Raw genomic sequence first — 24,674 nt, 5'->3', positions numbered from 1 at the left:
CTTATGCGATGGGTCCGAGCGGCCCGGGCAGGAAGCCATCCTCCTGTGCCCGCTGGAACATCTCCACCTTGGTGTTCGCCGGACGACCGGTCTGGGCGTATTTGTACCGGATGCGGTTGATGTAGTCCTGCACCGTTTCCGCCGACAACCCCAGGATGGTGGCCACGCGTTTGGCGGACTCCCCCGAGGCATAGAGCTCGAGGACCTCCCGCTGGCGTGGCGACAGGTCAACACACACCAGACCGGGATCCGAATCGATCACACTCGCCCACTCCGCATTGGCCAGGGTGTCACCCCGGCAGATGGTCACGATCGCCTCATGGAGTTCGACGGCGCTGGCGGATTTCTCCAGCACCCCCGAAGACCCGGCGTGCAGGGCACGACGCGCCAGGTAGGGGTCCTCCAGGGAGGAGAAGATCAGCACGGGGATACCCAACCCACAGAAGCTCTGCACGTTGACGAAGGGGTCCGAGTTGTCCGCCAGACGCAGGTCAAGGAGGGCGATGTCAATGCGGACATCATCCCGGGAGCGGATGAAACGACAGGCCTCATCCGCCGTGGAAAACGTACCCACCAGGGTGCAGTCGTCGCTGGAGCGCAGAATGGCATCAATGCCGGCGAGGGCCACCTCGTGATCATCAACAGCCAGAACATTCCATGTCATAAGAAAAATGTAGCGGGTGTGCCATCACTGGGGTGCGTGAATGGTCCAGCATCACAGCTACGCTCCCCCCTCCAGGGTGTTCCCCGCCCCCTGAAATGGGGTCTGGTTCAAACCTGACCGGCTCCCTAGCGTGGAAATAACGGGCTGCCCCGCCCGATCACCACCTTTTTCCACCGCTTTATTACCGCTTTATTAGAGAACGGAACTAACCATGAAGCTGACCAGTAGCATTCTGACGGCCACCATTGCCACCACCATCGCAGCATCGGCGCTGCTAGCACCCACAGCAACCGCGCTCCAGGTGGATACCTCCGGACTCACGTGTGTGTTGAAGTGGACTGCCGCGGAGCAGCAACTCATCAAGGATTTCGACCTGGACAGGGCCGAAGCGGATCTACTGGCGCGGCACCCGGAACGCGCAGACGACCTCACCGCCTTCTTCGCCTACGCCCGGACCACCTCCGAGCCCCTCGCTCAGGTCACCGGTGCTGCAACCACCACCGCCGCCGGCGATGTTGACCTTGAGGCATCACTACACACCTACGCGGCGAACACCAAGGTGGTTCCCGCTGCAACGGATGTCTACGTCACCCGGGGTCAGGCCCGGTCCGTGCTCGTGGCACTCCAGGCCGGAGTTGTTTCGTTCCCGGAGGAGATCAACATCGAGGACGCCCTGGAGCGCTGTGCCAACAGCGCCGTCTCGATCCAGCCCACGGGTTCATCCTTCGGAAGTTCTTAACCATGATACCGACCACACCGAAAGAACCAACCACCATGAAGCTCTCCAAGACCACCATCAGTATCGTCGCAGCAGCCACCATGATCGTTGCCACCGTCGCGGCGCCGGTTGCCTCCGCGGTCCAGGTCCGGGTCAACGGTGATACCTGTAACATCACCTCCACCGAACGCGAGGGCAAGACCATCAGGACCGCCGTCGCGAATGCTGCGGAAAAGGATCTCCTGGCTCAGACACCATCCGCCTCACGCCAGATCAAGGACTACTTCGCGAGCTACCGCGCGGCCGTCAACGACCCTTCCAACACCAATCTGGCCAGGGCGCAACTCTATTCCCTCAGACTTATGGGCGCCGGTCTCACACAGGAACAACTGGGTATTGCCATGTACCTGGGTGTGGACTCCATCACTTCCGGTGATGTCACCGACCAGATCGGCCGTGTGGAGGCGGCGACCTTGCGTGAGCTCGGCGTGGCCGTGTTCTGGCTGGCGACCGTGGATCCCGAGGTCTACCCGGAAACCACACGGGTCGCCGGCAGCATCAACGAAACACTGGACGACGCTTTCCAGGCGTGTGCGGACGGCGAGAACGCAGATTTCGCCCTGCAGGTTCAGGCGGATCTCGATGCCGGAACCGGTTCCTCCGGGTCATCCATGCTCTCGCTCGGCAGCTCCTAGATAAAGAACACACCGCCGCCACCCCTGTCAGGGGTGGCGGCGGTGTGCGTCGACAAGCGTTGTTCTAGACCTCGAGAGACAGGATGTCGTCGAGGGTCTCGCGGCGCAGCATCAGCTTCGCGGCACCAGCGCGCACGGACACCACCGCGGGGCGGGCGAAGGCGTTGTAGCGCGAGCTCATGGCGTAGCAGTACGCGCCGGTGGCGGCCAGGGCCAGGAGGTCCCCGGTGTGGATATCGGAGGGGTAGGTCGCCTCGTTGATGAGGATGTCACCGGACTCGCAGTGCGAACCCACCACACGGGTGTTGGTGGTCTCCCCCTCCGTGAACCGGGAGACCACGCGGGCATCGTATTCCGCGCCGTAGAGCGCCGGGCGGATGTTGTCGGACATGCCACCATCGACGGAGATATAGCGACGGGTGGTCTCATCGTCGACATCGACGTCCTTGATGGTGCCCACCTCATAGACGGTGACGGTGGACGGGCCGGCGATGGCACGGCCGGGCTCGACCAGCACGGTCGGTGCCTCGATGCCGAGCTCCGCGGCGGTCTTACCCACGGCGGTGAGCAGATCGTGCGCCACCTCGACGACGTTGAGGGGCTCCTCAGCCGCGGTGTAGGCGATGCCGTACCCACCACCCAGATCCAGCTCCGCGAGGGTGACACCCAGCTCATCGTGGATGCGCGAGTACAGCTCCAGGACACGCTCGGCGGCCAGGGAGAAACCCTGGGCGTCAAACACCTGGGAACCGACATGGCAGTGCAGGCCCACCAGCTCGAGGTTCTCGGCGTTCACGGCGGCACGTGCGGCGTCGAAGGCTGCACCGGAGGCGAGGGAGAAGCCGAATTTCTGATCCTCGTGGCTGGTGGCGATGAACTCATGGGTGTGGGCCTCGATACCCGGCTTCACCCGGATCAGCACCGGCTGGACCTTGCCCTCGCCGGCGGCGATGTAATCCAGCAGCTCGAGTTCCTGCGCGGAGTCCAGCACCACGTGGCCCAGGTTGTTGCGTACGCAGGCCCGCAGGAAGGAGGCGTCCTTGTTGTTGCCATGCGCGGTGATGCGTTCACCGGGGAAATCGGCGGCCAGGGCGATGCCGAGTTCATTTTCGGAGGCGATGTCCAGGGACAGCCCCTCCTCGTCCACCCAGCGGGCAACCGTTTTGCTGAGGAAGGCCTTGGAGGCGTAGTGGACACGGTCGGGACCACCGAAGGCGGAGGCCATGTCGCGGCAGCGGGCACGGAAATCATCCTCGTCCACCACGAACAGCGGGGTGCCGTATTCCTCGGCCAGGTCCGGCAGGGGGACACCGGCGACGGTGACCACGCCGTCCTCCTGGCGCACCGCGTTGCGTGGCCAGACGTGGGCGGGCAGCTCATTGAACTGGTCGGCGGCTTGTGTGCCTGGGACGCCTGGGATGCCTGTTTCTGTCTCAGCGGTCATTTACATCTTCTCCGGTGCGGATACTCCGACCAGCGCGAGGGCGTTGGCCAGTGTCTGGCGGGTGGCGGCGGCGAGAGCCAGACGGGCCGCGTGGATCGGCGCCTTCTCCTCATCGGCCTTGGGCAGGATCTGACAGGAATCGTAGAACCGGTGGAAGGTTCCTGCCAGCTCCTCAGCGTAGCGGGCGATACGGTGTGGTTCGCGCAGATCCGCGGCGGCACGGATGACGGCGGGGAATTCACCCAGGGTGCGGATGAGGTCGCCCTCGCGGTCATGGGTGAGCAGGGACAGGTCCGCATCCTCGTAGGTGACGCCGAGGTCGGCGGCCTTGCGGGCGATCGAGCACAGACGGGCATGGCCGTACTGCACGTAGTACACCGGGTTGTCGGAGGACTGCGATTCCCACAGGCCGAGATCGATGTCCAGGGAGGAGTCCACCGACGAGCGGATCAGGGAGTAGCGGGCGGCGTCGATGCCGATGGCCTCGACCAGGTCGTCGAGGGTGACCACGGTGCCGGCGCGCTTGGACATGCGCACAGCGGTGCCGTCGCGCAGCAGGTTGACCATCTGGCCGATGAGCACCTCCACGCCCTCCGGGGCGTATCCCAGGGCGGCCGCCGCTGCCTTGAGGCGGGCGATGTAACCGTGGTGGTCGGCGCCCAGCATGTAGATGTTGAGGTTGTGGCCGCGCTCGAACTTGTCCTGCACGTAGGCGATGTCACCGGCGATGTAGGCGGCATCACCATCCGATTTGATGACCACACGGTCCTTGTCATCACCGAAGTCGGTGGACCGCAGCCACCAGGCACCATCGGACTCGTAGAGGTTGCCGTTGTCCTTGAGTTTCTGCACCGCACGGTCCACGGCACCGGATTCGAACAGGGAGTTCTCGTGGAAGTACACGTCGAAATCGGTGCCGAATTCATGCAGGGATTCACGGATGTGGGAGAACATCATCTCCACACCCTCGGAGCGGAACAGCTCCTGGGTCTCCTCCGGGGTGCGGTCCAGGGCGTCCGGGTGCTTTGCGACGATGGCCTCTGCAATCTCCCGGATGTATTCCCCCCCGTAACCGTCCTCGGGGGTGGGCTCCCCCTTCGCCGCCGCCAGCAGCGACAGGGCGAAACGGTCGATCTGACGACCGTGGTCATTGAAGTAGTACTCGCGGGTGACCTTCGCGCCGGCGGCCTCGAGCACACGGCCCAGGGAATCACCCACGGCGGCCCAGCGGGTACCACCCAGGTGGATCGGGCCAGTCGGGTTCGCGGAGACGAACTCCAGGTTCACGTCCAGGTGGGACAGGTGGTCGGAGGTGCCGAACTTCTCGCCCTGCTCCAGGATCTTCGCCACGATCTCACCCTGCGCGGCAGCCGCCAGTCGGATGTTGATGAATCCGGGGCCGGCGATCTCCGCGGAATCGATGCTGTCATCGGCGGCGAGCGCCTCGGCGAGCCAGGTACCCAGATCGCGGGGGGTCACGCCGACCTTCTTGGCCACCTGCAGGGCGACGTTGGTGGCGTAATCACCGTGCTCGGGGTTACGGGGACGCTCCACCACGATCTGCTCCGGGAGCATGGAGGCGTCCAGATCACGGGAGGTGAGGACCTCAACCGCGGTCTGCTTGATCAGTGTTGCAAGATCAGCTGGTGTCATGGGGAGAAATTCTAGCCGAGCCCCACCATATGCACAGAATACAGGGTCTTCTTAAGGACAACCCAGCTCCACTGACGGTGTGGGGTATCACAAACCCTGCCAGCGCTATAGACTCTCACACAAAATCCCAAGCATTGGAGTTATGGATGGTTACTGTCACAAACCGCGTGAGAAACAGCGTGCTCTCCCTCCTGTCCGCGACCGTGATCGCAGCGGGAGTCGTGGCCCCGGCGGCCAGCGCCCAGCAGGCCCCGGGTGGTGCCGGGGATTCGATCACCTGGGAGGAATGTCCGGCCCAGGTGGATATCCCCACCGCACAGTGTGGTCGCATCGAGGTGCCCATGCACTACTCGGATCCCGCCGCCGGTGAGATCTCGGTGGGGTTCGTGCAGATCCCGGCCCGCGATCAGAGTGCCCGGCGGGGCGCACTTTTCGGTAATGCCGGCGGCCCCGGCGGGGATGCCTATTCCTTCTTCGGCAACACCGGCATGGACTGGCCTGCGGAGCTCTACAACGAATGGGATCTGGTGGCCGTCCAGCCGCGTGGCCTGATCGGTTCCACCCCGGTCGACTGTTCCACCCCGGCACCCGGTTATGACGAACTGCGCATGATCACCCAGGCCGGCGCCTTCGTCCGCGATTCCTGTGAGCTGGGCACCCCGGGGTACACCTCCAGCCTGACCACCGACAACACCGCCAATGACTGGGAGATGGTCCGCCGTGCACTCGGTGAGGAGAAGATCTCCATCCTCGGGTTGTCCTACGGCACCTACCTGGGGTCGGTCTATGCCACCCGCTACCCCGGCCACACCGACCGGGTGGTGTTGGATTCCGCCATGGCACCGGGGCTGAGTTGGAACGGCGTGATGGCCGCGCAGGAACAGGGTTATATCGATGCGCTGCACGACTTCTTCACCTGGGCGGCGGACCACCATGAGGTCTACGGGCTCGGTGAAACCCCACTGGCGGTATACCAGTCCTGGTCCAACCGCATCGTTGCCGAGTCCGGCACGAACCCCACCGTGGCTCCCCCACCCGCCCGCGTCGGTGACATCCCGCCGGCCTTCGCCTCATCCGGACAGCTGGGCGCCGATGTGGTCAATGCGGTCGCGCCGACGGGTGTGGCACTGCAGGGTCTGGCAACACAGCTGCTCAACCCGGGTGCCAACCAGGCGATGAGTCCGCTGCTTCTCATCACCCAGTCCACCATCCCCCAGCCGTCGACGTGGCCCAACCTCGCCCGGGCGATCTCCGGGCAGGATCCCGTACCCGACCTGACCCAGCTGTCCGCGGATGAGCAGACCCAACTGGTGATGAGCAATGCCGTCAACATGCAGCGACTGGTCATGTGCAATGAGAACTCCGTGGCCCCCAACCCGCTGGAGATCCCCCGTGCGGCCTGGACGGGACTGGTCACCGGGGATATCTTCTCCGCCAACTCCACTTTCTTCTCCTCCGGTATGGCCTGTTCCGGGCTCACACCCACCAGTGGCGTGCAGCCCCTCGACGGCTCCCAGCTCGAGGTGCAGCCACTGCTCATCCAGGGCACGCGTGATCCACAGACCCCCTACCGCCTCCACGGTGAGCTGGCCCGGGCCATGGGGGCCCATGTCCTCACCGTCGATGGCCCCGGCCACGGTCAGGCCATCGGCACTCAGAACCCGGCTGTCTCCGCCGCGATGATCGAGTATCTGCGCACCGGGAACCCCGGTGTGACCTCACTTCCGGGGTACATACCGACCCCCTGATTGACCTTCCGGCAACCGATGGTGATAGCATTACACCGTTGTCGTCAGACAGTGGTGATCCACCTTGTCTGCGATGGCGGTTCGCCTCCGTAGCTCAGTGGATAGAGCACCGGTTTCCGGTACCGAAGGTCGTAGGTTCGACTCCTATCGGGGGCACAGAGAAATATATGTACAGTGGCACCGTCGTGGACTACGAAACGTAGGCACGGCGGTGTTGCTGCTTTCACGGGTGAGCAAGGACACCGTGTTGCGCATGACCGGAATGTGGATTTGTCTGCTAGTTTGTGGGAAACGAAATCGTTTCGTTATATTGGCATAATGTATGTCATTTGATAGGTATATGGCATTTGTCACCATACGGGGCGGATGGGTGCCTATCCATGGCAATTACGTTAGAGTTTGATGGCATTAGGGTGTGGTACATTTCACTCCCTGTGATGTGGATTTAGTTTCTGAGGTTCTGCTTGAGAAACGGTTGAGGGATACTGGGCCTCCAAGCAGCAGGTTCCCGACATCAGCCACTTGGATTTTGGAAGGTTTATCGTGAGATTTCGCAGTACAGCAGAGAAGCGCACCACCGAGCTCCGCCTTTTGACCGCCACTGTCTACCTGAAGGCACTCAACCAGCAGTGGATCCGCGAAGACCTCATCTCCGGAGACTGCCTGGGCCCCCAGACCCCCATGGTCCCTGCCACCTCCGCAGCACTCCTCGCCGATGTGCGCACCGACGCCCTGGAACACTTCGAGAACGGTGCCTCCACGGTGATGGTGCCCTTCATCAACACATCCCCCTTCACCCTGTCCGTGCTGACGCTCAATGACAGCGATCTCGATGAGCTGGACGGTTCCCAGACCATCAGCTCCCTGTTCGAGATGCTCTCCCCGAAGAAGACCTGGGCGCTGCAGGACCTGTACTCCGATGATCAGGAATCCGTGGAACGCCTCAGCCGCAGTGTGAGCCGCCTCATCCTGCCGGCGGATTAATCTCCGGCCAAAGACGTGCAAAACCCGCGCCCCCATTGACCAGATGGTCAGTCAGGACGCGGGCTTAATGCACTCCAACCCCGGGTTTAGCGCTTGGGGATGATCAGCCACGCGAGCAGGTACATCAGGATCTGTGACCCCGGAAGCGGGATGAGCAGGGTGGCCACGAATACCAGCCTGACCAGCATGGGGTTCCATCCGTAGGTTTCCGCGAGGCCACCGGCAACGCCACCGATCCACTTGTTGGTGGGGCTGCGCCGGATCCGGCGGGCATGGGACGAGGCGGTGCTGAGTGCCTTGTCAAAAGAACTGTTCTGGTTGTTCGGGGTTGTCATGTCCCGCTCCTTCATACTGATGGGTGTTTTCCTCTACCCACCAGTGTCCCCGCGCAGCGGCGTGTGCGCATCGGGGATGGCCCCCCTTTTATCCCCTAGGGAACATGGGTCCGCGCACCCCCTAGCCGTCGAGGGCATCGGCATCGCCCGTGGTGTCACACGCACCGGAGTTGAGGGCCGCGGTGAGATAATCGCGCAGCACATCCGCCTGCTCAGGCTCCATGGGGTCGAAGACGAGACGGCGCACGGTTTCCACGTGCGCCGGCACCGCCTGCTTGAGTCTGCGCTCACCCTCAGGGGTGAGTTCCACGATCACGCCACGGGCGTCACCCTCACACTTCACCTTGGCCACCAGGCCCTTCCTGTCCATGCGGGTGATCTGGTGGGAGGTACGGCTGCGGTCCCACTCCAGTGCGATACACAGGTCCCTCAGTCGCATCTCCTGATCCCCCGCCTCGGACAGGGATACCAATACGGAGTACTCGGAGGAGGTCAGTTCATGGTCAGCCTGGAGGGTCTCATCGAGGGTGCGATCCATCTTGCGCGTTGCGGCGAGGATCAGCCGCCAGAGCTTCTGCTCCTCATCATTGAGCCATCTAGGTGTTGTCATGTCATCTACCTTAGCCCTGTTCGGAGCGTTCTTTCAAAGGACTGCCCCACCCCCACCCACAGGGACGACAGGACGAAAACCCCCCGCTCATCTCATTTTATTCATATTCCCACCAGCGCTTTTATGTTGAAGCATCAACTAATTTGCCATTCTTGTTGACGCATCATCAAAGCTGGCCGATAATAGAAGACGAACCGATCGCAAACGGCACCCACCGCAGAGGATCGGCAACCTGGAACACAGCCGGGGCGAGAGCCCCGGTGACACAAAAACAACGAGAAGGATATGAAATGACCAACCTGAACGGTACCTGGATTCTGGACCCCGCCCACACCGAGATCAAGTTCGTGGCCCGCCACGCCATGGTGACCAAGGTGACCGGCAAGTTCACCGAATTCGACTCAAATATCGTTGTTGATACCGACAACCCGGAGAACTCCTCCGCCAAGGTCGTTATCAAGGCCGACTCCCTCACCACCGGCAACGCGGACCGCGATGGCCATGTCAAGGGTGATGATTTCTTCGCGGTGGAGAAGTTCCCGGAGATCACCTTCGTGGCCACCTCCTTCAACATCAAGAACGAGAACGAGGGCACCGTCACCGGTGATCTCACCATCAAGGAGACCACCAAGTCCGTCACCCTCGACGTTGAGGTCGGTGGCGTTGCGGAGGACCCATTCGGCAACGTCCGCATGGGCTTCGAGGCCACCACCAAGATCAACCGCAAGGACTTCGGCGTCGACTGGCAGGCCCCGCTGAACACCGGCGGCGTCCTGGTCTCCGAGGAGATCAAGATCCAGATCGACGGCTCCGGCATCAAGCAGGCCTAAAGCCTCCCCCGTCAAGGCCACGTCCCAGTCATGGGACGTGGCCTTTGTGCTTGTCGACGCCTCCCCCGCCAGCACCTGCGACGTGGTCTAGAGGCTGTAGGTCGCCCCGTGGGCATCCGGTGTCGCCAGTGGCGTGACGGGATCACCGACGGCAATTCCCGCGCCGTCGACATAACCTGCGATCCGGGCGGTCTCCAGACCGGCACCAGCGTCGACGATGGCGATGCAGTAGGGCGCACCCGTGAAGCCCTCGGGAGGGGTGCGGATGATGGTGTAGGTGTGGATGGTGGCTGTGGCTGCCATTGCCTTACTCTCCCTCGAAGATGTTGATGACACAGGTGGCGGCGGTGCCCCCCAGATTATGGGTCAGGCCGATGTCCGCCTTGGTCACCTGCCGGTCGCCCGCGGCACCGCGCAGCTGGGTGATGATTTCGATGGCCTGACTGATCCCGGTCGCACCGACCGCATGTCCCTTCGCCTTCAGCCCACCTGAGGTATTGATGGGCATGTCCCCGTGGAGGGCGGTGCGCCCCTCGGCAACGGCATCAGCACCCCGCCCGGCCTGGGCATAGGCGGTGGAGGCGGCCTGGAGAGTGGCGCTGAAACTGGTCTGCGATTTCTTCCCCTGCAGGGTCAGGGCGTCACCGCCGTGACCGGATCCGGTGATGCGGATTCGGCGGTGTCGCCGCCCCCCGCCGTAGATATCGGAGACATCATCGGCGGTCAGTACCAGGAAGGCCGCCCCATCGGTGACCAGGGAACAGTCGAAGAGACCGAGGGGATCCGCGATCCTGGGCGCCCCGAGGACCTTGTCCACATCAATCTTCCTGTGGAGCTGGGCGTGAGGGTTGAGCAGCGCATTATCGTGTGCATTCACCGCCACCTGAGCCATTTCCCGCTGGATATTGCGGTGCTCATGGAAATAGCGGTGGGCGATCATTGCGAATTCCCCCGGGAAGGTCTGTCCCGTCTGCGCCTCCAGTTCCACATCCATCGCCGAGGTGAGCGCCCCGGTCACCACACCCGTTGACTGGTGGGTCATCTTCTCCACCCCACCCACGAGGACAACGTCGTGAATGCCGTAATGGATGGCGTTGACCGCCTGCAGCAATGCCAACCCACCGGAGGCGCAGGCACCTTCCACACGCATGGCCGGCACGGTGGTCAATCCCAGGGTCTCGGTCACCATGGGGCCCAGATGCCCCTGCCCGGTGAGGGTCTGGCCGGCGAAATTCCCGACGAACACCGCGTCGATCTCGTGGGGATCGATCCCCGAATCCTCAATCGCCTGGTTGCCCGCCTCCCGGATCATCTCCCGCAGACCGCGGTCAGGGTATCGCCCCATGGGGGTCTCCCCGATTCCCGCAACACTGACTCCACGCATCCCCATCATGAGCCGACCTCCTCCTCGAGATCCACGACAAACGGGGCGGCTGTCCCGGCCCGGACCTCATCCTCCGTGACACCCGGCGCGATCCGACGCAGGACCAATCCCCCGTCGGTCACATCGAAGACCGCCAGGTTGGTGATGATCCTGTCCACCACCCCGACACCGGTCAGCGGGAGGGTGCACTTCTCGACGATCTTCGGATCCCCGTTCTTGTTGACGTGGTCGGTGAGCACCACCACCCGTCGTGCACCGGCCACCAGATCCATGGCACCTCCCATGCCCTTGACGAGCTTCCCCGGGATCTGCCAGTTCGCCAGGTCCCCGTTGGCGGATACCTCCATCGCACCTAGAAACGCCGCCTTCATCTTGCCGGAACGGATCATCCCGAAGGAGGTGGCGGAATCGAAGATCACCGCACCCGGTACCAGCGTGATGGTCTGCTTACCCGCGTTGATGAGGTCCGGATCCTCCTCACCCGGATAGGGGTTGGGGCCCATACCGAGGATGCCATTCTCGCTCTGCACCACCACATTGACCCCGTCGGGGAGATTGTTGGCGATCAGGGTCGGGATACCGATACCCAGGTTGACGTAGTCGCCGTCCTCCAGTTCCGATGCGGCGATCACAGCCATGTCATCTCGTGTCCAGGTCATGTTCTAAACCTCCTGTGTTGTATCCGGCCGGGGTCGGTTGACCACCTGCTCGATCTGCGAGGGGATGAGGGATCGGGTCAGGTGATGGATGTACACGCACGGGGTGTGGATGTCATCCGGATCAAGCTCTCCACGATCGACGATGTGCTCGGCCTCGGCGAAGGTGACCGCACCGCACTGGGCGGCCACCGGGTTGAAGTTCCGTGCGGCGAGACGGTACCGCAGATTGCCCTCGACATCGGCCACGTGCGATTTCACAAGAGCGATGTCGGCATGAATCGCCTTTTCCAGGAGATAGGTCTCTCCGTCGAACTCGGCGGTGGGTTTCCCCTCGGCGATCTCGGTCCCGACCCCGGTGCGGGTGTAGAAGGCGGCGATGCCCGAACCACCCGCACGCGTCTTCTCGGCCAGGGTGCCCTGGGGAACGAATTCGACCTCGATGTGCCCCTCCAGGTACTGCTTCATGAACAGTTTGTTCTCACCGATATAACTGGCCAGGACGCGGGAGAGCTGTCCGTCCTCTAGCAATCTCCCCAGTCCGACACCGTCAATGGCGAGGTTGTTGGACACGATGGTGAGATCGCGGACTTTGGATTCCCGGACAATCTCGATCAGGGTACTGGGGATGCCACAGAGGCCGAATCCCCCCACCGCGAGGGTCATCCCGTCGCGTAGCTGTGCGATGAGTTTCCCCCGCACATCATCTGAAACCTTGGACACGGTTCCTCTCCTCCTTCAATCCTGAGCATGTGGATGTGACTCAGATTACGGAGGAAAAGGGACCCGGTCTACGAGGAAAGATACAAAAGATCAACCTTTGATTTTGGAGAAATCTACAACGAGGTGGGGTCAACCAGCGGCAGTCCACCCCTCTGTCCCGCCGGCGGGTTCCGGAATCTCGAACACCCACGCCAACCCGATCAGGTCATCGATATTGTCCCGGTCGAAGCCCGTGAGCTCCTCGAAACGGGAGATCCGGTAGCGCACCGTGTTCACGTGGATATGCTGACTTTCAGCCGTCCGGGCGACGCTGCCCCCACAGTGCACATAGGCCCGAACCGTACCGAGCAGGTCCTCAGCGAAATCCCCCAGGTCCTCGATGGGTTCGAGGAACCGTCTGCGGAAGAGTCGGTCCACACCCCCGGCCTGCGCTGCGGCCAGACGCCAGTTCAGTTCGACGATTCCCTGCACCCCGGTCCGGCCCATCTTCACCGCCAGATCCAAGGACTGGGTGGCCACCCGGTCGGAGACGGGCATCTCGTAGATGTCCACAAACGGCCCGATCCCCAGGACGGTGCCCTCCGGTGCGTGCGGTCGTCGGGCGACGATCCCCAGGCAGTCATTATCGTCGCCGATCACAATGACGGCCGGGGCGGTACGGGTACTACCTGATTCCTCCAGCTGTCGGCGGACCTGTTCGGCATTGAGATTCCCGGGCACACTCACCCTGATCGCCGCATAGGGCTCCAGCGGATTGATCTGGAGCGCCAGCCCTTCCGCACCCGGTGTGAAATCACCTGCAAGCACATTGCGCAGGGCGGTGGACCGTCGGGCGGCATCCGCCACCGCACTTTCGACGACAAGCTGGTGGAAGGTCTGTACAGCCCTGACGGTGAAGGCGTCACTGACATCGGTGAGGATCTGGGATCCCCGGATCAGCTCCGGCGCCGCGAGTCGTTCGAAGGAGAAGTCGATGAACCTGGAGTGGATCAGACTGAACGACATCCGGAAGGCGATGATGACCTGGTCAATCGACACGCCACTGTGGAAACGCTCGGTGGTGGTTGTGGCGGCGGGATCCAGTTCGGCAGGGGTCGGTGCCTGACCTGCCCGCAGTGAGGTCACGGCCATGTTCATATTCCGCCGGATGGACTGCTGAAGGGCCTCAGCGGAGACATCCTCATAGGAATCCAGTGCGGCGAAGATATCCCTGCAGGTGATCTCAATGAGCTCCTCCAGCGAATTCTCGAGCCGGGTGATGACTTTGTGCATCTCTTCGGACAGGTCATGCATCGTGACGGCACAGTCACTTCGGGCATCGGGAGGCAGCGTCATGGCATCGACGGTACTGTTTTCAGACTGTCGATGTCATGCATGACCTTCGGTGAGACGTAGTTGTACCGTTCCGGCACGCAGGTCAGGACAAACACCTGACTGTCCCGGCCGGCCTCACCGAAGAGGGTGGAGATGCGGGTCAGTCGCTCGGGGTCGGTGCTGCCGAGCGCATCATCGATGAACACCGGCACCACCCCGTGGGTGGAGGAATCCGCCACCAGATCGGCGATGGCGAACCGGGTGAGGATGGCCAGCTGTTCCTGGGCCCCTCCGGAGAGATGATCCAGGTTGACGGTGCGCGGGCCGATGGACCTGGTCGAGATACACAGTTGTTCATCGAGATCGAAACCGGTTTCCTCCCCGAAGACACGGGCGGCCAGGCGCGCGAGTTTGTCGGCGAAGGGGGCGGCGTAGCGCTTGCGGGAGCTCTCCCGGTGCCGGATCATCACCTCCCGCAGGCGTTCCGCCGCCCGGGCGCGACGCTGTTGGGAGGCCAGCCGGTGCTCAGCTGCCTCCAGGGCGGCGTAGGCCTGGGCGTGACGTTCCGAGGCACCCGCGGCCTGTTCGATGTGGCTTTCCAGGCGGGCCAGTTCCACCGCGGTGGTGGACAGGACATCGCGGTAGGACTGCACATTGGCCTCCGCTGCCTGCAGCATCACCTCGGCGGTGGCGGGATCGGACTTCCTGAGCAGGTCATCAATGTCCGCCTTCTCCGCCCTGAGACGGGTGAGCTCCTCCAGCTTCTCCCCCACGACCCGGGTGAGTTCGTCATCGCTGATCTCCGCCACGGCCCGGTCGAGGTCATCACGGGTGGCGGTGGCGGTGGACTCCAGGCCCTCGAGCTGAGTGCGCAGGATGGTCAGTTCCCGGTCGGCGGGGCGTTGACGCAGGGCATCGAGTGCGGCGTCGGCAAGCTCGGTTTCCTCGGCTGCCCGGTCGCGGTGTTCCTCCGCCGCGGTGAGCGCGGTTCTGGCCTCGTCGAGGGTGAGGTCGGTGATGACCCCGTCCCCCTGTTCCACCAGGGCCGCGAATTCAGCACGGAGGCTATCGATGTCACGGTCGCCGACAATGCGGGTGCATTCCCTGGCCAGGGCGTCGATGTCATTGGCGAGTTTCTGCTGCTCCGCCAGCCGCTGACGCAGCTGCTCCACGTCATCCACCTGCAGGGTGTCGAGCAGGGCCGCGAGATCAGCCTCGGCGGAGATCAGCTCGCGGTGGCTCTGGGCGATCTCCCGGCCGGGATCGACGACCACGGTCACCTCACCGATGGTAATGTGCAGCTCACGGTCCAGATCGAGAACCTGCTCATCGGTGTCAACCATGATGGTGCGACCGTCGATGGAAACATCGCTGCTGGTGGTCGCGCTGAGGCGGACACTGCCGCCACGTGCCTGGCTGAGCGCACGGGTGACCTTCACCTGTTCGGTAGCCGTCTGGAGGGCCTCGATGTCCGCCGCGGTCACCGGGGTGTCCGCCGCCTGCCGGGTCCGTAGGGTCATGAGCTGCTCATTCAACTCATCGACGGCACCCAGCAGGGACTCCAGCTCCTCCCGGCGCGCCCGGGCGGTGAGTCCGTTCACCAAGTCCCGTGCTGCCCTCACGGCGCTGACCGCCTCCGCCTGGATGCCACGGGCGTCCTCAAGCACCTGCGTGCGACGGGCGATCTCGTCCGCCTCCTTCTCCGCGGCGGCCACGGCGACGGCGAGTCTCTCCTGTTGTGTCTCCACGGCGGCCCGGGCCGTATCGGCGCGTGCCCGCAATTCCGCGCGTTCGGTCTGTTGTTTCACCGCCCGGCGGTGGTCATCCTCCGCGCGCAGCAGACGGGCGACGACATCATCGGCCTGTTCCTTGATTTTCTGTGCGGCCTCATATTCGGAGAGCCGCAGTGCCAGTTCCTCCTCCGCGGCGGGGAGTTTCTGCTGGGCGGTGTCGTGCTCGCGTTCCAGGCGGGCCACCCGGTCGACCTGGGCCGAGAGTGTGGAGAGCTCTGCGCGGGCGTCATCGAGGTCTTTCTCCAGGTCCTCCACCGCGGTGAAGTACTCCTCATAGGCCTTCACCTTCTTCCCCGTGGCGGTGAAATACCGGGCGTACTCGGCCTCGACGGCGGCCATGAGGGCGGTGTCCTCCGTGCCGTCATCGGTGGCGTCGCCGTCGTGGTTGTTCAAAGCTCTGGTCAGCGAGGGGATGCCCACCGCATTGATCCCCGCCCCCACCTCCCCCTGACGCATGAACAGGGTATCCAGCAGGAAGCGGTCGAGGTGACTCTCCAGGATCTCATCGAGGGCGGCATCAGCCTCCCTGCCGGTGTAGTTGGCTGGCCGGGGTTCCAGTACCTGCAGCTCTGAGGAGGGGGATTTGAGGAATTGTTTGGTGATGATCATCCGGTACGGCCCCACCGAAACTTCGAGGCGGATACGCACGGGCACATCCCGGTCGACGGGTTTGACCGGTTTGGTCACCTTGTTCCTCGCGGTGTGTTTCTCGGTGAGCACGATCTGGATGGCCTCCAGGATCGACGACTTGCCCTTTTCGTTGTCACCGTGGATGACGATGACACCGGACTCCGGGATGTCTTTCAGTTCCAGGTGCTCGATGGCACGGAAGTTGTCGATGGTGATGGCGTGGATGCGCATGGTTAGTTCTCCCTGCTCAGTCGGAACATCAGGTTGAGGGCATCACGGTCGACCTCTGAGGCGGGGCCCTCTGTGACGGCGTCGACAAGCTCACGCAGGGCCTCCGCCGCGTACCCCGTGACATCAAGGTTGGCCAGTTCCTCATCGCCGGGTTCCAGGACGAGGTCGGTGGTGCGCTCCCGGGGTTTGAGGGAGGCGAAGATGTCCTCCAGGCTGGCGAGCCCCTCCTCCAGGCGACGGTTCTGCTCCAGGGTGATGGTGCCCTGCAGACCGTATTTGATGACGGTGCGTGACTTGTCGGGGTAGGCCCGCAGGGTGGTCAGGAACTCCTCGATGTCCTCATCGGAGGTCAGTTCCCGGTTGAGTGCCTCGAAGACCCATTTGCCCACCGGGACCTGTTCCACCTCCGCATGGCCCTTGGAGGCGGTGACCACCAGGACGTTGCCGGAGTTGACCTCGCCGCCGACACGGGTGGGGTCCAGGTCGTGGAAATCGGTGGTTTCCGGGGCACCGGAGAACCACACCCGGCCGGTGGCACCCACCGGTTCAGCCGAGTGGGTATCACCCAGCGCGAGGTAGTCGATGGTGCCGTCCGCCAGCCGGGATTCCACGTAGGACAAATCGATGAGGTCAGCGCGGGCATCGGTGGTGTGGGCTTCTGCCTGACCATGGCCCACCGCGATGCGGATGTTATCGGTGGGTTCCAGGGGTTCCAGGGCCGCACGGACCAGATCCGTGGTGGCGGTCTTGCTCAACAGCGGTGCCCCGACCAGTTCGACCCCGGGGAGGATCTCACGCACGTCCGTGTCCTTGAGCACCGTGACCGTGTCGATGTCCTCCATCCGGTAGAAGATGGAATCCGCGGTGAGGGGATCATGGTTGCCGGGTAGCAGATACACCGGCACCGGCAGGGCCCGGAGGGCATCAAGGGCACGCCCGGTGGTCTGCTGGTGCAGGGAATTATGTTCGAAAACATCCCCGGCCACGACGATGAACCGGCAGCCATGGGCCACCGCCACCTCCCCCATCCGTTCGATGGACCGGATGCGGTCATCATCGAAACGGGCCTGGGCCTCGGCGGAGAGGAACCACCGGGTCATGCCGATCTGGAGGTCCGAGGAGTGCAGGAATGTCACGCTGTCAGTCATGTCATCCATCTCAGCACACGGGGTGGACACGGGGGCACCCGCTGCTTGCTACCACGGGTGACAGGGTCATTCCTCATCGGCGTCGTCATCATCGATGCGCTGGCTCGGGTGGGTGGAGGTGAGGATCTCATACATGTCCTCGATGTCACTGACCGCGCGCAACTGTTCCAGGGAGGTGTAGGACACCAGTCTCAGGGCCCGGTGCAGGTAGTTGATGTCGGAATCATCGATGGCGGCCGCCACCTTCGGGTTCGGCAGATCCGGCAGGGTGTGGCCCTCCCAGAAGGACTCGTTGGTCTCCGGTTCCTCCTCGCCACGGGTGTGGAAGGTGTTGATCAGCGCCTCCAGACCGGCCATCCCCTGCCCGCGCATGTCCAGCACCATCGACGGGTTGGCGGTCATCTTCTCCGCCACCACATAGGCGGTGGCCACGGCATGTTTACATACCAGCGTACGGTCGGGGCAGGTGCAGTCGAAGTAGATCGACTCATCCGGATCGCCGATCAGATGATCGAGCATCGCGGAGGTCAGCCGGCCCTCTCGCACCAGTTTCATGCCGTTGGGGGTCTCGGCGATGGTGGCATACGCCGCACGGAGTTTCTCAGAGCCGCGGTAGGGGAAGGTCATCAGGACGTCGAAAGGCTCATTCTGGGACCCGGCCACCTTGCACGAGATCCGACCCTCGAGCACCTGCACCCCGGTGACATTGTCGTTGCGGTAGTAGTCCTCCCCGCGCCGGATACGACCCGAGTCGGCGTTTTTCAGGGTCAGCTGGACCACGCGGTTGCCGGTGGGGCTGAAGCGTTTCTGCCGGATCCGGCCGGTCTGCTCACCCTTCTCCGGTTCGGTGCTGGTCACCTGGGTCTTCGCACCGAAATTGGCGTAGATGACATTGTCCATCCGGGGGCGACGGGACGCCCCCTGTGCCTCATCAGACATCAGCACCCTCCCTCTCACGGTAACTCATCAGGGCGGCCAGCTCCTCCGGGTTGAGCTCGGTGATCCAACCCTCACCCTCGCCGACGATGGCGCTGGCCAGATGCATCTTGCCGTCGAGGATGTCCTGGATGGACTCCTCCATGGTGCCGGCGGTGATCATCTTGTACACATCCACATTGTTCTTCTGACCGATGCGGAAGGCACGGTCGGTGGCCTGGTTCTCCACCGCCGGGTTCCACCAGCGGTCCATGTGCACCACGATCGACGCGGCGGTGAGATTCAGCCCCGTGCCGCCGGCCTTGAGCGACAGGATCATCGCCGGTGGACCGTCCCCGGCCTGGAAACGGGCGACCATCCGGTCACGCCCCAGTTTGCTCACCCCACCGTGGAGGAACGGGATATCCACCCCCAGGCGGTCAGAGAGGTACGGGGCCAGGAGCTGGCCGAAGGCGGTGTACTGCGTGAAGATCAGCATGCGACGCTCCTGCGCCACCGCATCATCGAGCAGATCCATCAGGGCCTCCACCTTGCCGGAACGGTGACGCCCCCGCAGGGTCAGCGGGGAGCCGTCATTGAGGAAGTGCGCGGGGTGGTTGCAGATCTGTTTGATGCGGGTGATGGTGGCCAACACCAGCCCCTTGCGTGACATGCCCTGCCGCTGGCTGAGCTGCTGCTGCACATCATCAACCAGTGCCTTGTACAGGGAGGCCTGCTCCGCGGTCATGTCCACCCGGATGATCTGCTCGGATTTCTCCGGCAGGTCATCGATGATGGCGGTGTCGGTCTTGAGGCGGCGCAGGATGAACGGTGCGGTGAGCTGACGCAGACGCTCGGTCATCTCATCGTCCTGGTCACGTTCGATCGCCTTGGCGAAGTGGTTGCGGAAGAAGGACGCGCTGCCCAGGACCCCCGGGTTGCAGAAGTCGAGGATGGACCGCATCTCCGCCAGGCGGTTCTCCACCGGGGTACCGGTCAGGGCCACCCGGTGACGTGACGGCAGGGAGCGTACCGCCTTGGAGATCCTCGTGGAGGAGTTCTTGATGGCCTGCGCCTCATCGAGGACGACGCGATCGAAGGTGACGTCGCCAAGCAGCTTGAAGTCCCGGGTGACCACCCCGTAGGACGTCACCACCAGATCAGCCCGGCGCGCCTTCTCCAGGAAGGCCTCCCCGTTCTCGCGCTGGGGCCCGTGGTGGACGACCACCTTGAGGTCGGGGACGAACTTGGCGGCCTCCACCGCCCAGTTGCCCACCACCGAGGTCGGGCAGACCACCAGGGTGGGTTTGGGTTCCCGGTCGGGGTGCTCGGCGCGTTCGACGGCGAGCAGACTGAGCAGCTGGAGGGTCTTGCCCAGGCCCATGTCGTCGGCAAGCACCGCCCCGAGGTTGTTCTCCGACATCCAGTACAACCAGTCCACGCCGCGGCGCTGGTATTCGCGCAGGTCGGCGGTGACCGTCTCCGGGATGTCGACGCGGCGTGGTGCCGGGGTCTCGGTGCCACCCAGCAGCGAGGTGTACCACTGGGAACCGGTGAACTCCACGGGTTCGTTCTCCGCGGCCTTGAGGGCGATCTCGCGCAGCTCCTGGAGGGTGACCTCACCAGTGCCGTCACCGCTGAACTGTTCGTTGAAGCGCTGGCGTAGTTCCTCCGCCCGTGCCGCGAGCAGCTGCCATCCCTCCGCGCCGCTGGCCTCGGCCAGCTGGGCCTGCATGGCGGCCTCCTCCATCTCGGCCTTGGCACGTTTGCGGGAGGATTTGGACAACTCGTCCATGTACCCGGTGATCCGGCGCAGGGCGTCCTGGTCGGCCATGACCCAGTCACCGCGCAGACGGATCAGGCCGGTCTTGGATTCCACCAGCTCACGCATCTCGTCATCGGTGAGTTCCACCTCGCCGACACTGATCTTCCAGTCATATTCCACCAACTGGTCCAGACCGATGATGGACTGGGTCGAGGAGTCCGCCGGGTCCCCCGGCGTCCGCGCCTCGACCTTTGCGCGCGTCTCGTACGCGCTCCACGCCTTGGGCAGCATGACGGTGATCCCGGCCTTCTTGAGCTTTGCGACGTCATGGCCGATGAAGTCGATGATCTCCGCGGTGTTGAGGAAGACATCCCAGTCGCCCGTGGGCACGGTGTTGTGTTCGTGGGCCGGGATGGCGTCATCGCGGGCGGGATCGAGCAGCCAGGAGATTGTCTTGGCGGTCTCGAATTGCTGACGCAGCGACTCAAGACCACCTGTGTCAAGCGAGTGTTTCTGGATCGGCTGCGGGGCGTCCACGCCGGAGCGCACCATCAACCGCACCGGCCAGATCGAATCCATCGGATCCTCATAGTCCGACTCCGCCGGTGGCTCCTCAACGATGATCACCAGTTGCAGGGCGGCGGAGCTGATGGTGTTCTTCCACTGGTTGAGCGCGTGCGTGAGGGTGGTCGATCCCTTGCGCAACGGACGGTTGTACAGCAGGGCATCGAGGAATTCATGCCGCGCATAGGGCAGGACCTCATCCCGGTAATCGGACAGGATGCGGTTGGCGATCCAGTGCGGCAGTTCGTTGGCCATGGTGCCAGCCAGATCCCTGCCCCCGTTCTTCAACAGGATGCCCGGGGCTGCGTTGTTCATCTCCGCGAGCCACCCACGCTCGGACAGGCTCGCCGCCAGCTGCCACTGGGGCCACCAGGCATTGTCCATCATCACGGTGCGCAGGGTCACCCGACCGGCCTGCACAAACCGGGTGAGCCCCTGGTGCATGGTGATGATCCACCTCAGATCCGCCGCAATGGTCTCCCGCTGCGCACGCGTGGCTGCCGGTAGCTCCGCCTGGAGGAAACTGAGCTGGGCAAGCACAGTCACCGCCTCCTCCGGGGTGAATGCGGCCGTGGGCGTGGGCAGTGCCACCTGACGTCCCTTGGGGGTGCGCAACTGCACATTCATCCGGGCACGGAAGGTCCTGCCCTCCAGGATGCGGTCCACCACCGGTGGGAATGTGCCAGCGGGGACGGCCTCAGGAAGAACGATCCTGTGGCCCTCCACCTGCTCGATCCACAGTTGAAGCCCCCGGTCTTTGATCCACAGACCATGCAGCAGATGAGAAGTCATGTGCTCTTTCTACGCAGTACCGACACCATTACTCGTATCCATGTGCGAACACGGAGGATAACTCTTCTACCCTATCCTGTTCTCCCCGGCTGTGGGGATCGTCGGTGTGTAGGCCTTGCGTACCGGGCATGGTGATCTGCCCGTTGCAACGACCAGGGGAATCCAAGCGGCCCGTCCCTCCCACATTGGGGTGTTTTGTTTTCTGTGTGTTTCATCCCGTGGGACTGTGGGTTAGTGTTGGGCTTCACACGTTTTTCATTCCGTTTGTCAAGGAGGTGTGGTCCCGCCCGCACCCGGGCGACCCCCGGTGGTGATAAGGCCACGCTTCACCCATGTACAACAACCCCCTGAAGGAGAACCTCGTGAGTGATAACACCTGGTTCATCATCGCCATCATTATCTACATGCTGGTCATGGTGCTCATCGGTTTCTGGAGCTACCGCAAAACCGCGAAATACGACGAATACATGCTGGGGGGACGCGGTCTCAACCCATTTGTGGCCGCCATGTCCGCCGGCGCCTCCGACATGTCCGGCTGGCTGCTCATGGGCTTGCCCGGCGCCCTCTACGTCACCGGTATGTCGGAGCTGTGGATCGCCATCGGCCTGACCGTCGGCGCGTGGGCCAACTGGATGTGGGTGGCCCCGCGTCTGCGGTCCTACACCGAGGTCTCCCGCAACTCGATCACCCTGCCCTCGTTCTTCGAGAACCGTCTGCGCGATAATTCCCGTTTCCTGCGTATCGTCGCTGCCCTGATCATCATCGTCTTCTTCACCTTCTACATCTCCTCCGGCATGGTCGCCGGTGGCGTGTACTGGGAATCCACCTTCGGCGGCGACTACCTCACCGGCATGATCATTGTTGCCTCGGTGACGGTGCTCTACACCTTCATCGGTGGCTTCCTGGCGGTGTCCTACACCGATGCGGTGCAGGGCACGATCATGTTCTTCTCGCTGATCATCGTGCCGGTATTTGCCATCCTGGCCCTCAACAACCCGGGCGACATCTTCAGCTTCGCCGCCTCCAATGACTACGGCCCGTACACCGACGGTGTGGGCAACCCGACCTACTTCTCCATGATCACCGGGGTGTCCGTCGCCGCGATCATCGGCAACATCGCCTGGGGCCTGGGTTATTTCGGTCAGCCGCACATCGTCGTACGTTTCATGGCACTGCGCTCCCCCGCCGAGGCCAAACAGGGTCGCCGCATCGGCATCTCCTGGATGATCCTGTGTCTGACCGGCGCCACCTTCACCGCCCTGGCCGCCACCGTCTTCTTCGCCCAGAACCCGGACTACTCCGTCACCGACACCCGCGCCTACGAATCAGTCTTCCTGGACCTGGCCCGGGTGCTGTTCCACCCGCTGATCGCCGGTCTGGTGCTCACCGCCGTGCTGGCGGCCATCATGTCCACCATGTCCTCCCAGCTGCTGGTGACCGCATCCTCGCTGATCGAGGATCTGCTGCAGGTGGTCAAGAAGGACGGACTGAGCCAGAAGACCCTCCTCGCCCTGTCACGTGCCACGGTGATCATCCTCGCCATCATCGCCGGTGCCATGGCGGTCAATCCCTCCGACTCCATCCTCGGCCTGGTCGGCTTCGCCTGGGCAGGTTTCGGTTCCGCCTTCGGACCGATCATCCTGGCCATGCTGTACTGGAAGCGCCTCAACGCACCGGGCGCCATCGCCGGCATGATCACCGGTGCCGTGGTCTCCATCGTGTGGGGCAGCACCGCCCTCGGCGACATCATCTACGAGATCGTCCCGGGCTTCGCCCTGGCCACGATCGTCATGGTCATCGTCTCCCTGGCCACCAAGGCACCGTCCAGGGAGATCACCGACGAGTTCGACACCGCAGTCCGTCTCTCCCATGCCACCAGCATGACCGATGAGGACGTGGACTTCTCCGAGGTTGCCCAGGAGATCAAGAAGGGCCGGTAGCACAACCAAAAACCCCTGAGCGGGAACCCCTCGAGGACACGGCGAGTCTAACCAGGATGTGACAACATTTACCCGGTTACTCGCCGTTTTCACCTTTCTGCTCCTGCTCTATACCGCGCTTCCCTACCTCACCACCTCCGGAACCGAGCTCCCCGCCGTGGAGCCGGTACCGCAACGGGTCCGCATCATCGGATACGACCGCGACCAGATGTTCGGCACCTGGCTCCCGGGGGTCCGGGAGTCCATTGTGGAGGCCGCCGGAGCGACCGACCCCTACACCGGTGAACCCCTCGACCTCTCCACCGCCGAGGTCGACCACATCCTCCCCCTCAGTGCCGCCTGGGATCTCGGCGCCCACAGGTGGACCGCACTGGAACGCATCGAGTTCGCCAACGACCCCGTGAACCTCGTGTTGGTCAACAGAGCTGAGAACCAGCAGAAATCTGATCAGCTGCCCAGCCAGTGGCTCCCTACCGACCGCTCGGTCCGGTGCTGGTATGTGGGCAGACTCTTCACGGTGGCCGCGGCTTATGACCTCCCCCTGCCGGAGCCGGACATCCGGGCGGGCAGGCGGAGTTGCGGGTTAGCGATTCTCCAAACGCCTGATTAGGGTTAATTCCAGGTAAAAAGTCCATAACCCACGACCGAAAGGCACCCACCCCTCGTGACCACCGTTGTGATCATCCTGCACGTTCTCGCAGCCATCCTCTTCCTGGGTCCGGTAACGGTAGCCACCTCGTCCTTCCATGTCCGCGCAGCCGAAGCCCACACCGGTGACACCGAAGCCGCCGGGGCCACCAAGACCCTCTACAGGATCTCCCAGAACTACGGCGTCTTCTCACTCCTGGTCCCGCTCCTGGGTGTGGCCGTGATGTTCACCGATGTCGGGTACTACTTCCAGCAGTACCAGTTCCATGCCGCGATCGTCCTGTCCCTGTTGGCCTGGGCGGTGCTGCTGTTCCTGATCTTCCCCCGCCAGAAGACCATGATGGGTGCCCTCGGATTCCTGGAGCCCGATGAACTGGCCGCCAAATCCTACGAGATCGAGGACTGGGGCAAGGCCAGGAGCCAGTTGTCGATGTTCGGTGGCATCTGGGCCCTGCTGTGGGTGCTCACCGCCATCACCATGTTCCTCTGA

The 24,674-nt window shown here is 63.4% G+C and carries 22 protein-coding genes and 1 tRNA gene; 9 read left to right on the top strand and 14 right to left on the bottom strand.

Annotated features, from left to right (window positions below):
* Position 1: 1 nt before the first annotated feature.
* Positions 2 to 664, bottom strand: a complete 663-nt coding sequence (locus tag CE_RS06435; protein ID WP_006769241.1) for a response regulator transcription factor — start codon at positions 662 to 664, stop codon at positions 2 to 4.
* Between the two features lie 211 nt (positions 665 to 875).
* Here CE_RS06435 and CE_RS06430 point away from each other — a divergent pair, with 211 nt between their 5' ends.
* A complete protein-coding gene (locus CE_RS06430) occupies positions 876 to 1,403 on the top strand; it encodes a hypothetical protein (RefSeq protein ID WP_006769240.1) in 528 nt (175 codons plus the stop codon).
* 35 nt (positions 1,404 to 1,438) lie between these two features.
* On the top strand, positions 1,439 to 2,077 hold the full coding sequence (locus CE_RS06425) for a hypothetical protein (protein ID WP_006769239.1): 639 nt from the start codon (positions 1,439 to 1,441) through the stop codon (positions 2,075 to 2,077).
* A 64-nt stretch (positions 2,078 to 2,141) separates the two neighbouring features.
* On the opposite strand, the gene lysA is transcribed toward CE_RS06425, so the two are convergent.
* A complete protein-coding gene (gene lysA, locus CE_RS06420) occupies positions 2,142 to 3,521 on the bottom strand; it encodes a diaminopimelate decarboxylase (RefSeq protein WP_006769238.1) in 1,380 nt (459 codons plus the stop codon).
* Positions 3,522 to 5,174: an arginine--tRNA ligase gene (gene argS, locus CE_RS06415; RefSeq protein WP_006769237.1), complete on the bottom strand. Its 1,653-nt coding sequence runs from the start codon at positions 5,172 to 5,174 to the stop codon at positions 3,522 to 3,524.
* Positions 5,175 to 5,320: 146 nt separating this feature from the next.
* Here argS and CE_RS06410 point away from each other — a divergent pair, with 146 nt between their 5' ends.
* The 3 genes from CE_RS06410 (at position 5,321) to CE_RS06400 (ending at position 7,906) form a co-directional block, all read left to right on the top strand.
* Positions 5,321 to 6,922 (top strand): alpha/beta hydrolase, encoded by a 1,602-nt coding sequence (locus CE_RS06410; RefSeq protein ID WP_006769236.1) that lies wholly within the window; start codon positions 5,321 to 5,323, stop codon positions 6,920 to 6,922.
* A gap of 83 nt (positions 6,923 to 7,005) precedes the next feature.
* Positions 7,006 to 7,078, top strand: a tRNA-Arg gene (locus CE_RS06405).
* A 387-nt stretch (positions 7,079 to 7,465) separates the two neighbouring features.
* Positions 7,466 to 7,906 carry a hypothetical protein gene (locus CE_RS06400; protein WP_035109464.1) on the top strand — a complete coding sequence of 147 codons (441 nt, stop codon included), beginning with the start codon at positions 7,466 to 7,468 and terminating at the stop codon, positions 7,904 to 7,906.
* An 86-nt stretch (positions 7,907 to 7,992) separates the two neighbouring features.
* Here the strand turns inward: CE_RS06400 and CE_RS06395 are convergent, their stop codons facing one another.
* Both CE_RS06395 and CE_RS06390 read right to left on the bottom strand, forming a co-directional pair.
* Positions 7,993 to 8,241 (bottom strand): PspC domain-containing protein, encoded by a 249-nt coding sequence (locus tag CE_RS06395; RefSeq protein WP_035109462.1) that lies wholly within the window; start codon positions 8,239 to 8,241, stop codon positions 7,993 to 7,995.
* Between the two features lie 121 nt (positions 8,242 to 8,362).
* Complete coding sequence (locus tag CE_RS06390; RefSeq protein WP_006769233.1) at positions 8,363 to 8,851, bottom strand: MarR family winged helix-turn-helix transcriptional regulator; 489 nt, start codon at positions 8,849 to 8,851, stop codon at positions 8,363 to 8,365.
* Between the two features lie 290 nt (positions 8,852 to 9,141).
* On the opposite strand from CE_RS06390, the gene CE_RS06385 reads away from it, so the two are divergent.
* A complete protein-coding gene (locus tag CE_RS06385) occupies positions 9,142 to 9,681 on the top strand; it encodes a YceI family protein (protein WP_006769232.1) in 540 nt (179 codons plus the stop codon).
* Between the two features lie 87 nt (positions 9,682 to 9,768).
* On the opposite strand, the gene CE_RS06380 is transcribed toward CE_RS06385, so the two are convergent.
* From CE_RS06380 to CE_RS06340, 9 genes are all read right to left on the bottom strand, one after another.
* Positions 9,769 to 9,984 (bottom strand): OB-fold domain-containing protein, encoded by a 216-nt coding sequence (locus CE_RS06380; RefSeq protein WP_006769231.1) that lies wholly within the window; start codon positions 9,982 to 9,984, stop codon positions 9,769 to 9,771.
* A 4-nt stretch (positions 9,985 to 9,988) separates the two neighbouring features.
* Positions 9,989 to 11,065, bottom strand: coding sequence for a thiolase C-terminal domain-containing protein (locus tag CE_RS06375; protein WP_269208245.1), 1,077 nt, complete (start codon positions 11,063 to 11,065; stop codon positions 9,989 to 9,991).
* A 5-nt stretch (positions 11,066 to 11,070) separates the two neighbouring features.
* Complete coding sequence (locus CE_RS06370) at positions 11,071 to 11,724, bottom strand: CoA transferase subunit B (RefSeq protein ID WP_011075372.1); 654 nt, start codon at positions 11,722 to 11,724, stop codon at positions 11,071 to 11,073.
* Between the two features lie 3 nt (positions 11,725 to 11,727).
* Positions 11,728 to 12,444 carry a CoA transferase subunit A gene (locus tag CE_RS06365; protein WP_011075371.1) on the bottom strand — a complete coding sequence of 239 codons (717 nt, stop codon included), beginning with the start codon at positions 12,442 to 12,444 and terminating at the stop codon, positions 11,728 to 11,730.
* 129 nt (positions 12,445 to 12,573) lie between these two features.
* Entirely contained in the window at positions 12,574 to 13,779 is a 1,206-nt protein-coding gene (locus tag CE_RS06360) for a PucR family transcriptional regulator (RefSeq protein ID WP_006769227.1), read from the bottom strand.
* On the bottom strand, positions 13,776 to 16,412 hold the full coding sequence (locus tag CE_RS06355; protein WP_006769226.1) for an AAA family ATPase: 2,637 nt from the start codon (positions 16,410 to 16,412) through the stop codon (positions 13,776 to 13,778). Before CE_RS06355 ends, CE_RS06360 begins: the two co-directional genes overlap by 4 nt.
* A 2-nt stretch (positions 16,413 to 16,414) precedes the next feature.
* The gene (locus tag CE_RS06350) at positions 16,415 to 17,569 is read right to left on the bottom strand and encodes a metallophosphoesterase family protein (RefSeq protein ID WP_006769225.1); all 1,155 of its coding nucleotides are present in this window, start codon (positions 17,567 to 17,569) and stop codon (positions 16,415 to 16,417) included.
* 57 nt (positions 17,570 to 17,626) lie between these two features.
* On the bottom strand, positions 17,627 to 18,499 hold the full coding sequence (locus CE_RS06345; protein ID WP_035109457.1) for a 2-oxo acid dehydrogenase: 873 nt from the start codon (positions 18,497 to 18,499) through the stop codon (positions 17,627 to 17,629).
* Positions 18,492 to 21,596, bottom strand: coding sequence for a DEAD/DEAH box helicase (locus CE_RS06340; protein WP_006769223.1), 3,105 nt, complete (start codon positions 21,594 to 21,596; stop codon positions 18,492 to 18,494). Before CE_RS06340 ends, CE_RS06345 begins: the two co-directional genes overlap by 8 nt.
* Before the next feature lie 362 nt (positions 21,597 to 21,958).
* Here CE_RS06340 and putP point away from each other — a divergent pair, with 362 nt between their 5' ends.
* The 3 genes from putP to CE_RS06325 are packed head-to-tail and all read left to right on the top strand — an operon-like array spanning position 21,959 to position 24,674.
* A complete protein-coding gene (gene putP, locus CE_RS06335; protein ID WP_143758436.1) occupies positions 21,959 to 23,536 on the top strand; it encodes a sodium/proline symporter PutP in 1,578 nt (525 codons plus the stop codon).
* A 58-nt stretch (positions 23,537 to 23,594) separates the two neighbouring features.
* Positions 23,595 to 24,146, top strand: coding sequence for an HNH endonuclease family protein (locus CE_RS06330; RefSeq protein WP_006769221.1), 552 nt, complete (start codon positions 23,595 to 23,597; stop codon positions 24,144 to 24,146).
* Between the two features lie 54 nt (positions 24,147 to 24,200).
* Complete coding sequence (locus CE_RS06325; protein WP_006769220.1) at positions 24,201 to 24,674, top strand: hypothetical protein; 474 nt, start codon at positions 24,201 to 24,203, stop codon at positions 24,672 to 24,674.

Source organism: Corynebacterium efficiens YS-314 (genome assembly GCF_000011305.1).
GTDB classification, from domain to species: domain Bacteria; phylum Actinomycetota; class Actinomycetes; order Mycobacteriales; family Mycobacteriaceae; genus Corynebacterium; species Corynebacterium efficiens.
The sequence above is the reverse complement of the archived record's forward strand: the minus strand, read 5'-3'. Positions and strand labels throughout refer to the sequence as shown.

Bases quoted from the DNA above. Each gene is read 5' to 3' on its own strand.
- CE_RS06435 (WP_006769241.1), bottom strand. From the start codon at position 664: ATGACATGGAATGTTCTGGCTGTTGATGATCACGAGGTGGCCCTCGCC.
- CE_RS06430 (WP_006769240.1), top strand. From the start codon at position 876: ATGAAGCTGACCAGTAGCATTCTGACGGCCACCATTGCCACCACCATC.
- CE_RS06425 (WP_006769239.1), top strand. From the start codon at position 1,439: ATGAAGCTCTCCAAGACCACCATCAGTATCGTCGCAGCAGCCACCATG.
- lysA (WP_006769238.1), bottom strand. From the start codon at position 3,521: ATGACCGCTGAGACAGAAACAGGCATCCCAGGCGTCCCAGGCACACAA.
- argS (WP_006769237.1), bottom strand. From the start codon at position 5,174: ATGACACCAGCTGATCTTGCAACACTGATCAAGCAGACCGCGGTTGAG.
- CE_RS06410 (WP_006769236.1), top strand. From the start codon at position 5,321: ATGGTTACTGTCACAAACCGCGTGAGAAACAGCGTGCTCTCCCTCCTG.
- CE_RS06395 (WP_035109462.1), bottom strand. From the start codon at position 8,241: ATGACAACCCCGAACAACCAGAACAGTTCTTTTGACAAGGCACTCAGC.
- CE_RS06390 (WP_006769233.1), bottom strand. From the start codon at position 8,851: ATGACAACACCTAGATGGCTCAATGATGAGGAGCAGAAGCTCTGGCGG.
- CE_RS06385 (WP_006769232.1), top strand. From the start codon at position 9,142: ATGACCAACCTGAACGGTACCTGGATTCTGGACCCCGCCCACACCGAG.
- CE_RS06380 (WP_006769231.1), bottom strand. From the start codon at position 9,984: ATGGCAGCCACAGCCACCATCCACACCTACACCATCATCCGCACCCCT.
- CE_RS06375 (WP_269208245.1), bottom strand. From the start codon at position 11,065: ATGCGTGGAGTCAGTGTTGCGGGAATCGGGGAGACCCCCATGGGGCGA.
- CE_RS06370 (WP_011075372.1), bottom strand. From the start codon at position 11,724: ATGACCTGGACACGAGATGACATGGCTGTGATCGCCGCATCGGAACTG.
- CE_RS06360 (WP_006769227.1), bottom strand. From the start codon at position 13,779: ATGACGCTGCCTCCCGATGCCCGAAGTGACTGTGCCGTCACGATGCAT.
- CE_RS06355 (WP_006769226.1), bottom strand. From the start codon at position 16,412: ATGCGCATCCACGCCATCACCATCGACAACTTCCGTGCCATCGAGCAC.
- CE_RS06350 (WP_006769225.1), bottom strand. From the start codon at position 17,569: ATGGATGACATGACTGACAGCGTGACATTCCTGCACTCCTCGGACCTC.
- CE_RS06345 (WP_035109457.1), bottom strand. From the start codon at position 18,499: ATGTCTGATGAGGCACAGGGGGCGTCCCGTCGCCCCCGGATGGACAAT.
- CE_RS06340 (WP_006769223.1), bottom strand. From the start codon at position 21,596: ATGACTTCTCATCTGCTGCATGGTCTGTGGATCAAAGACCGGGGGCTT.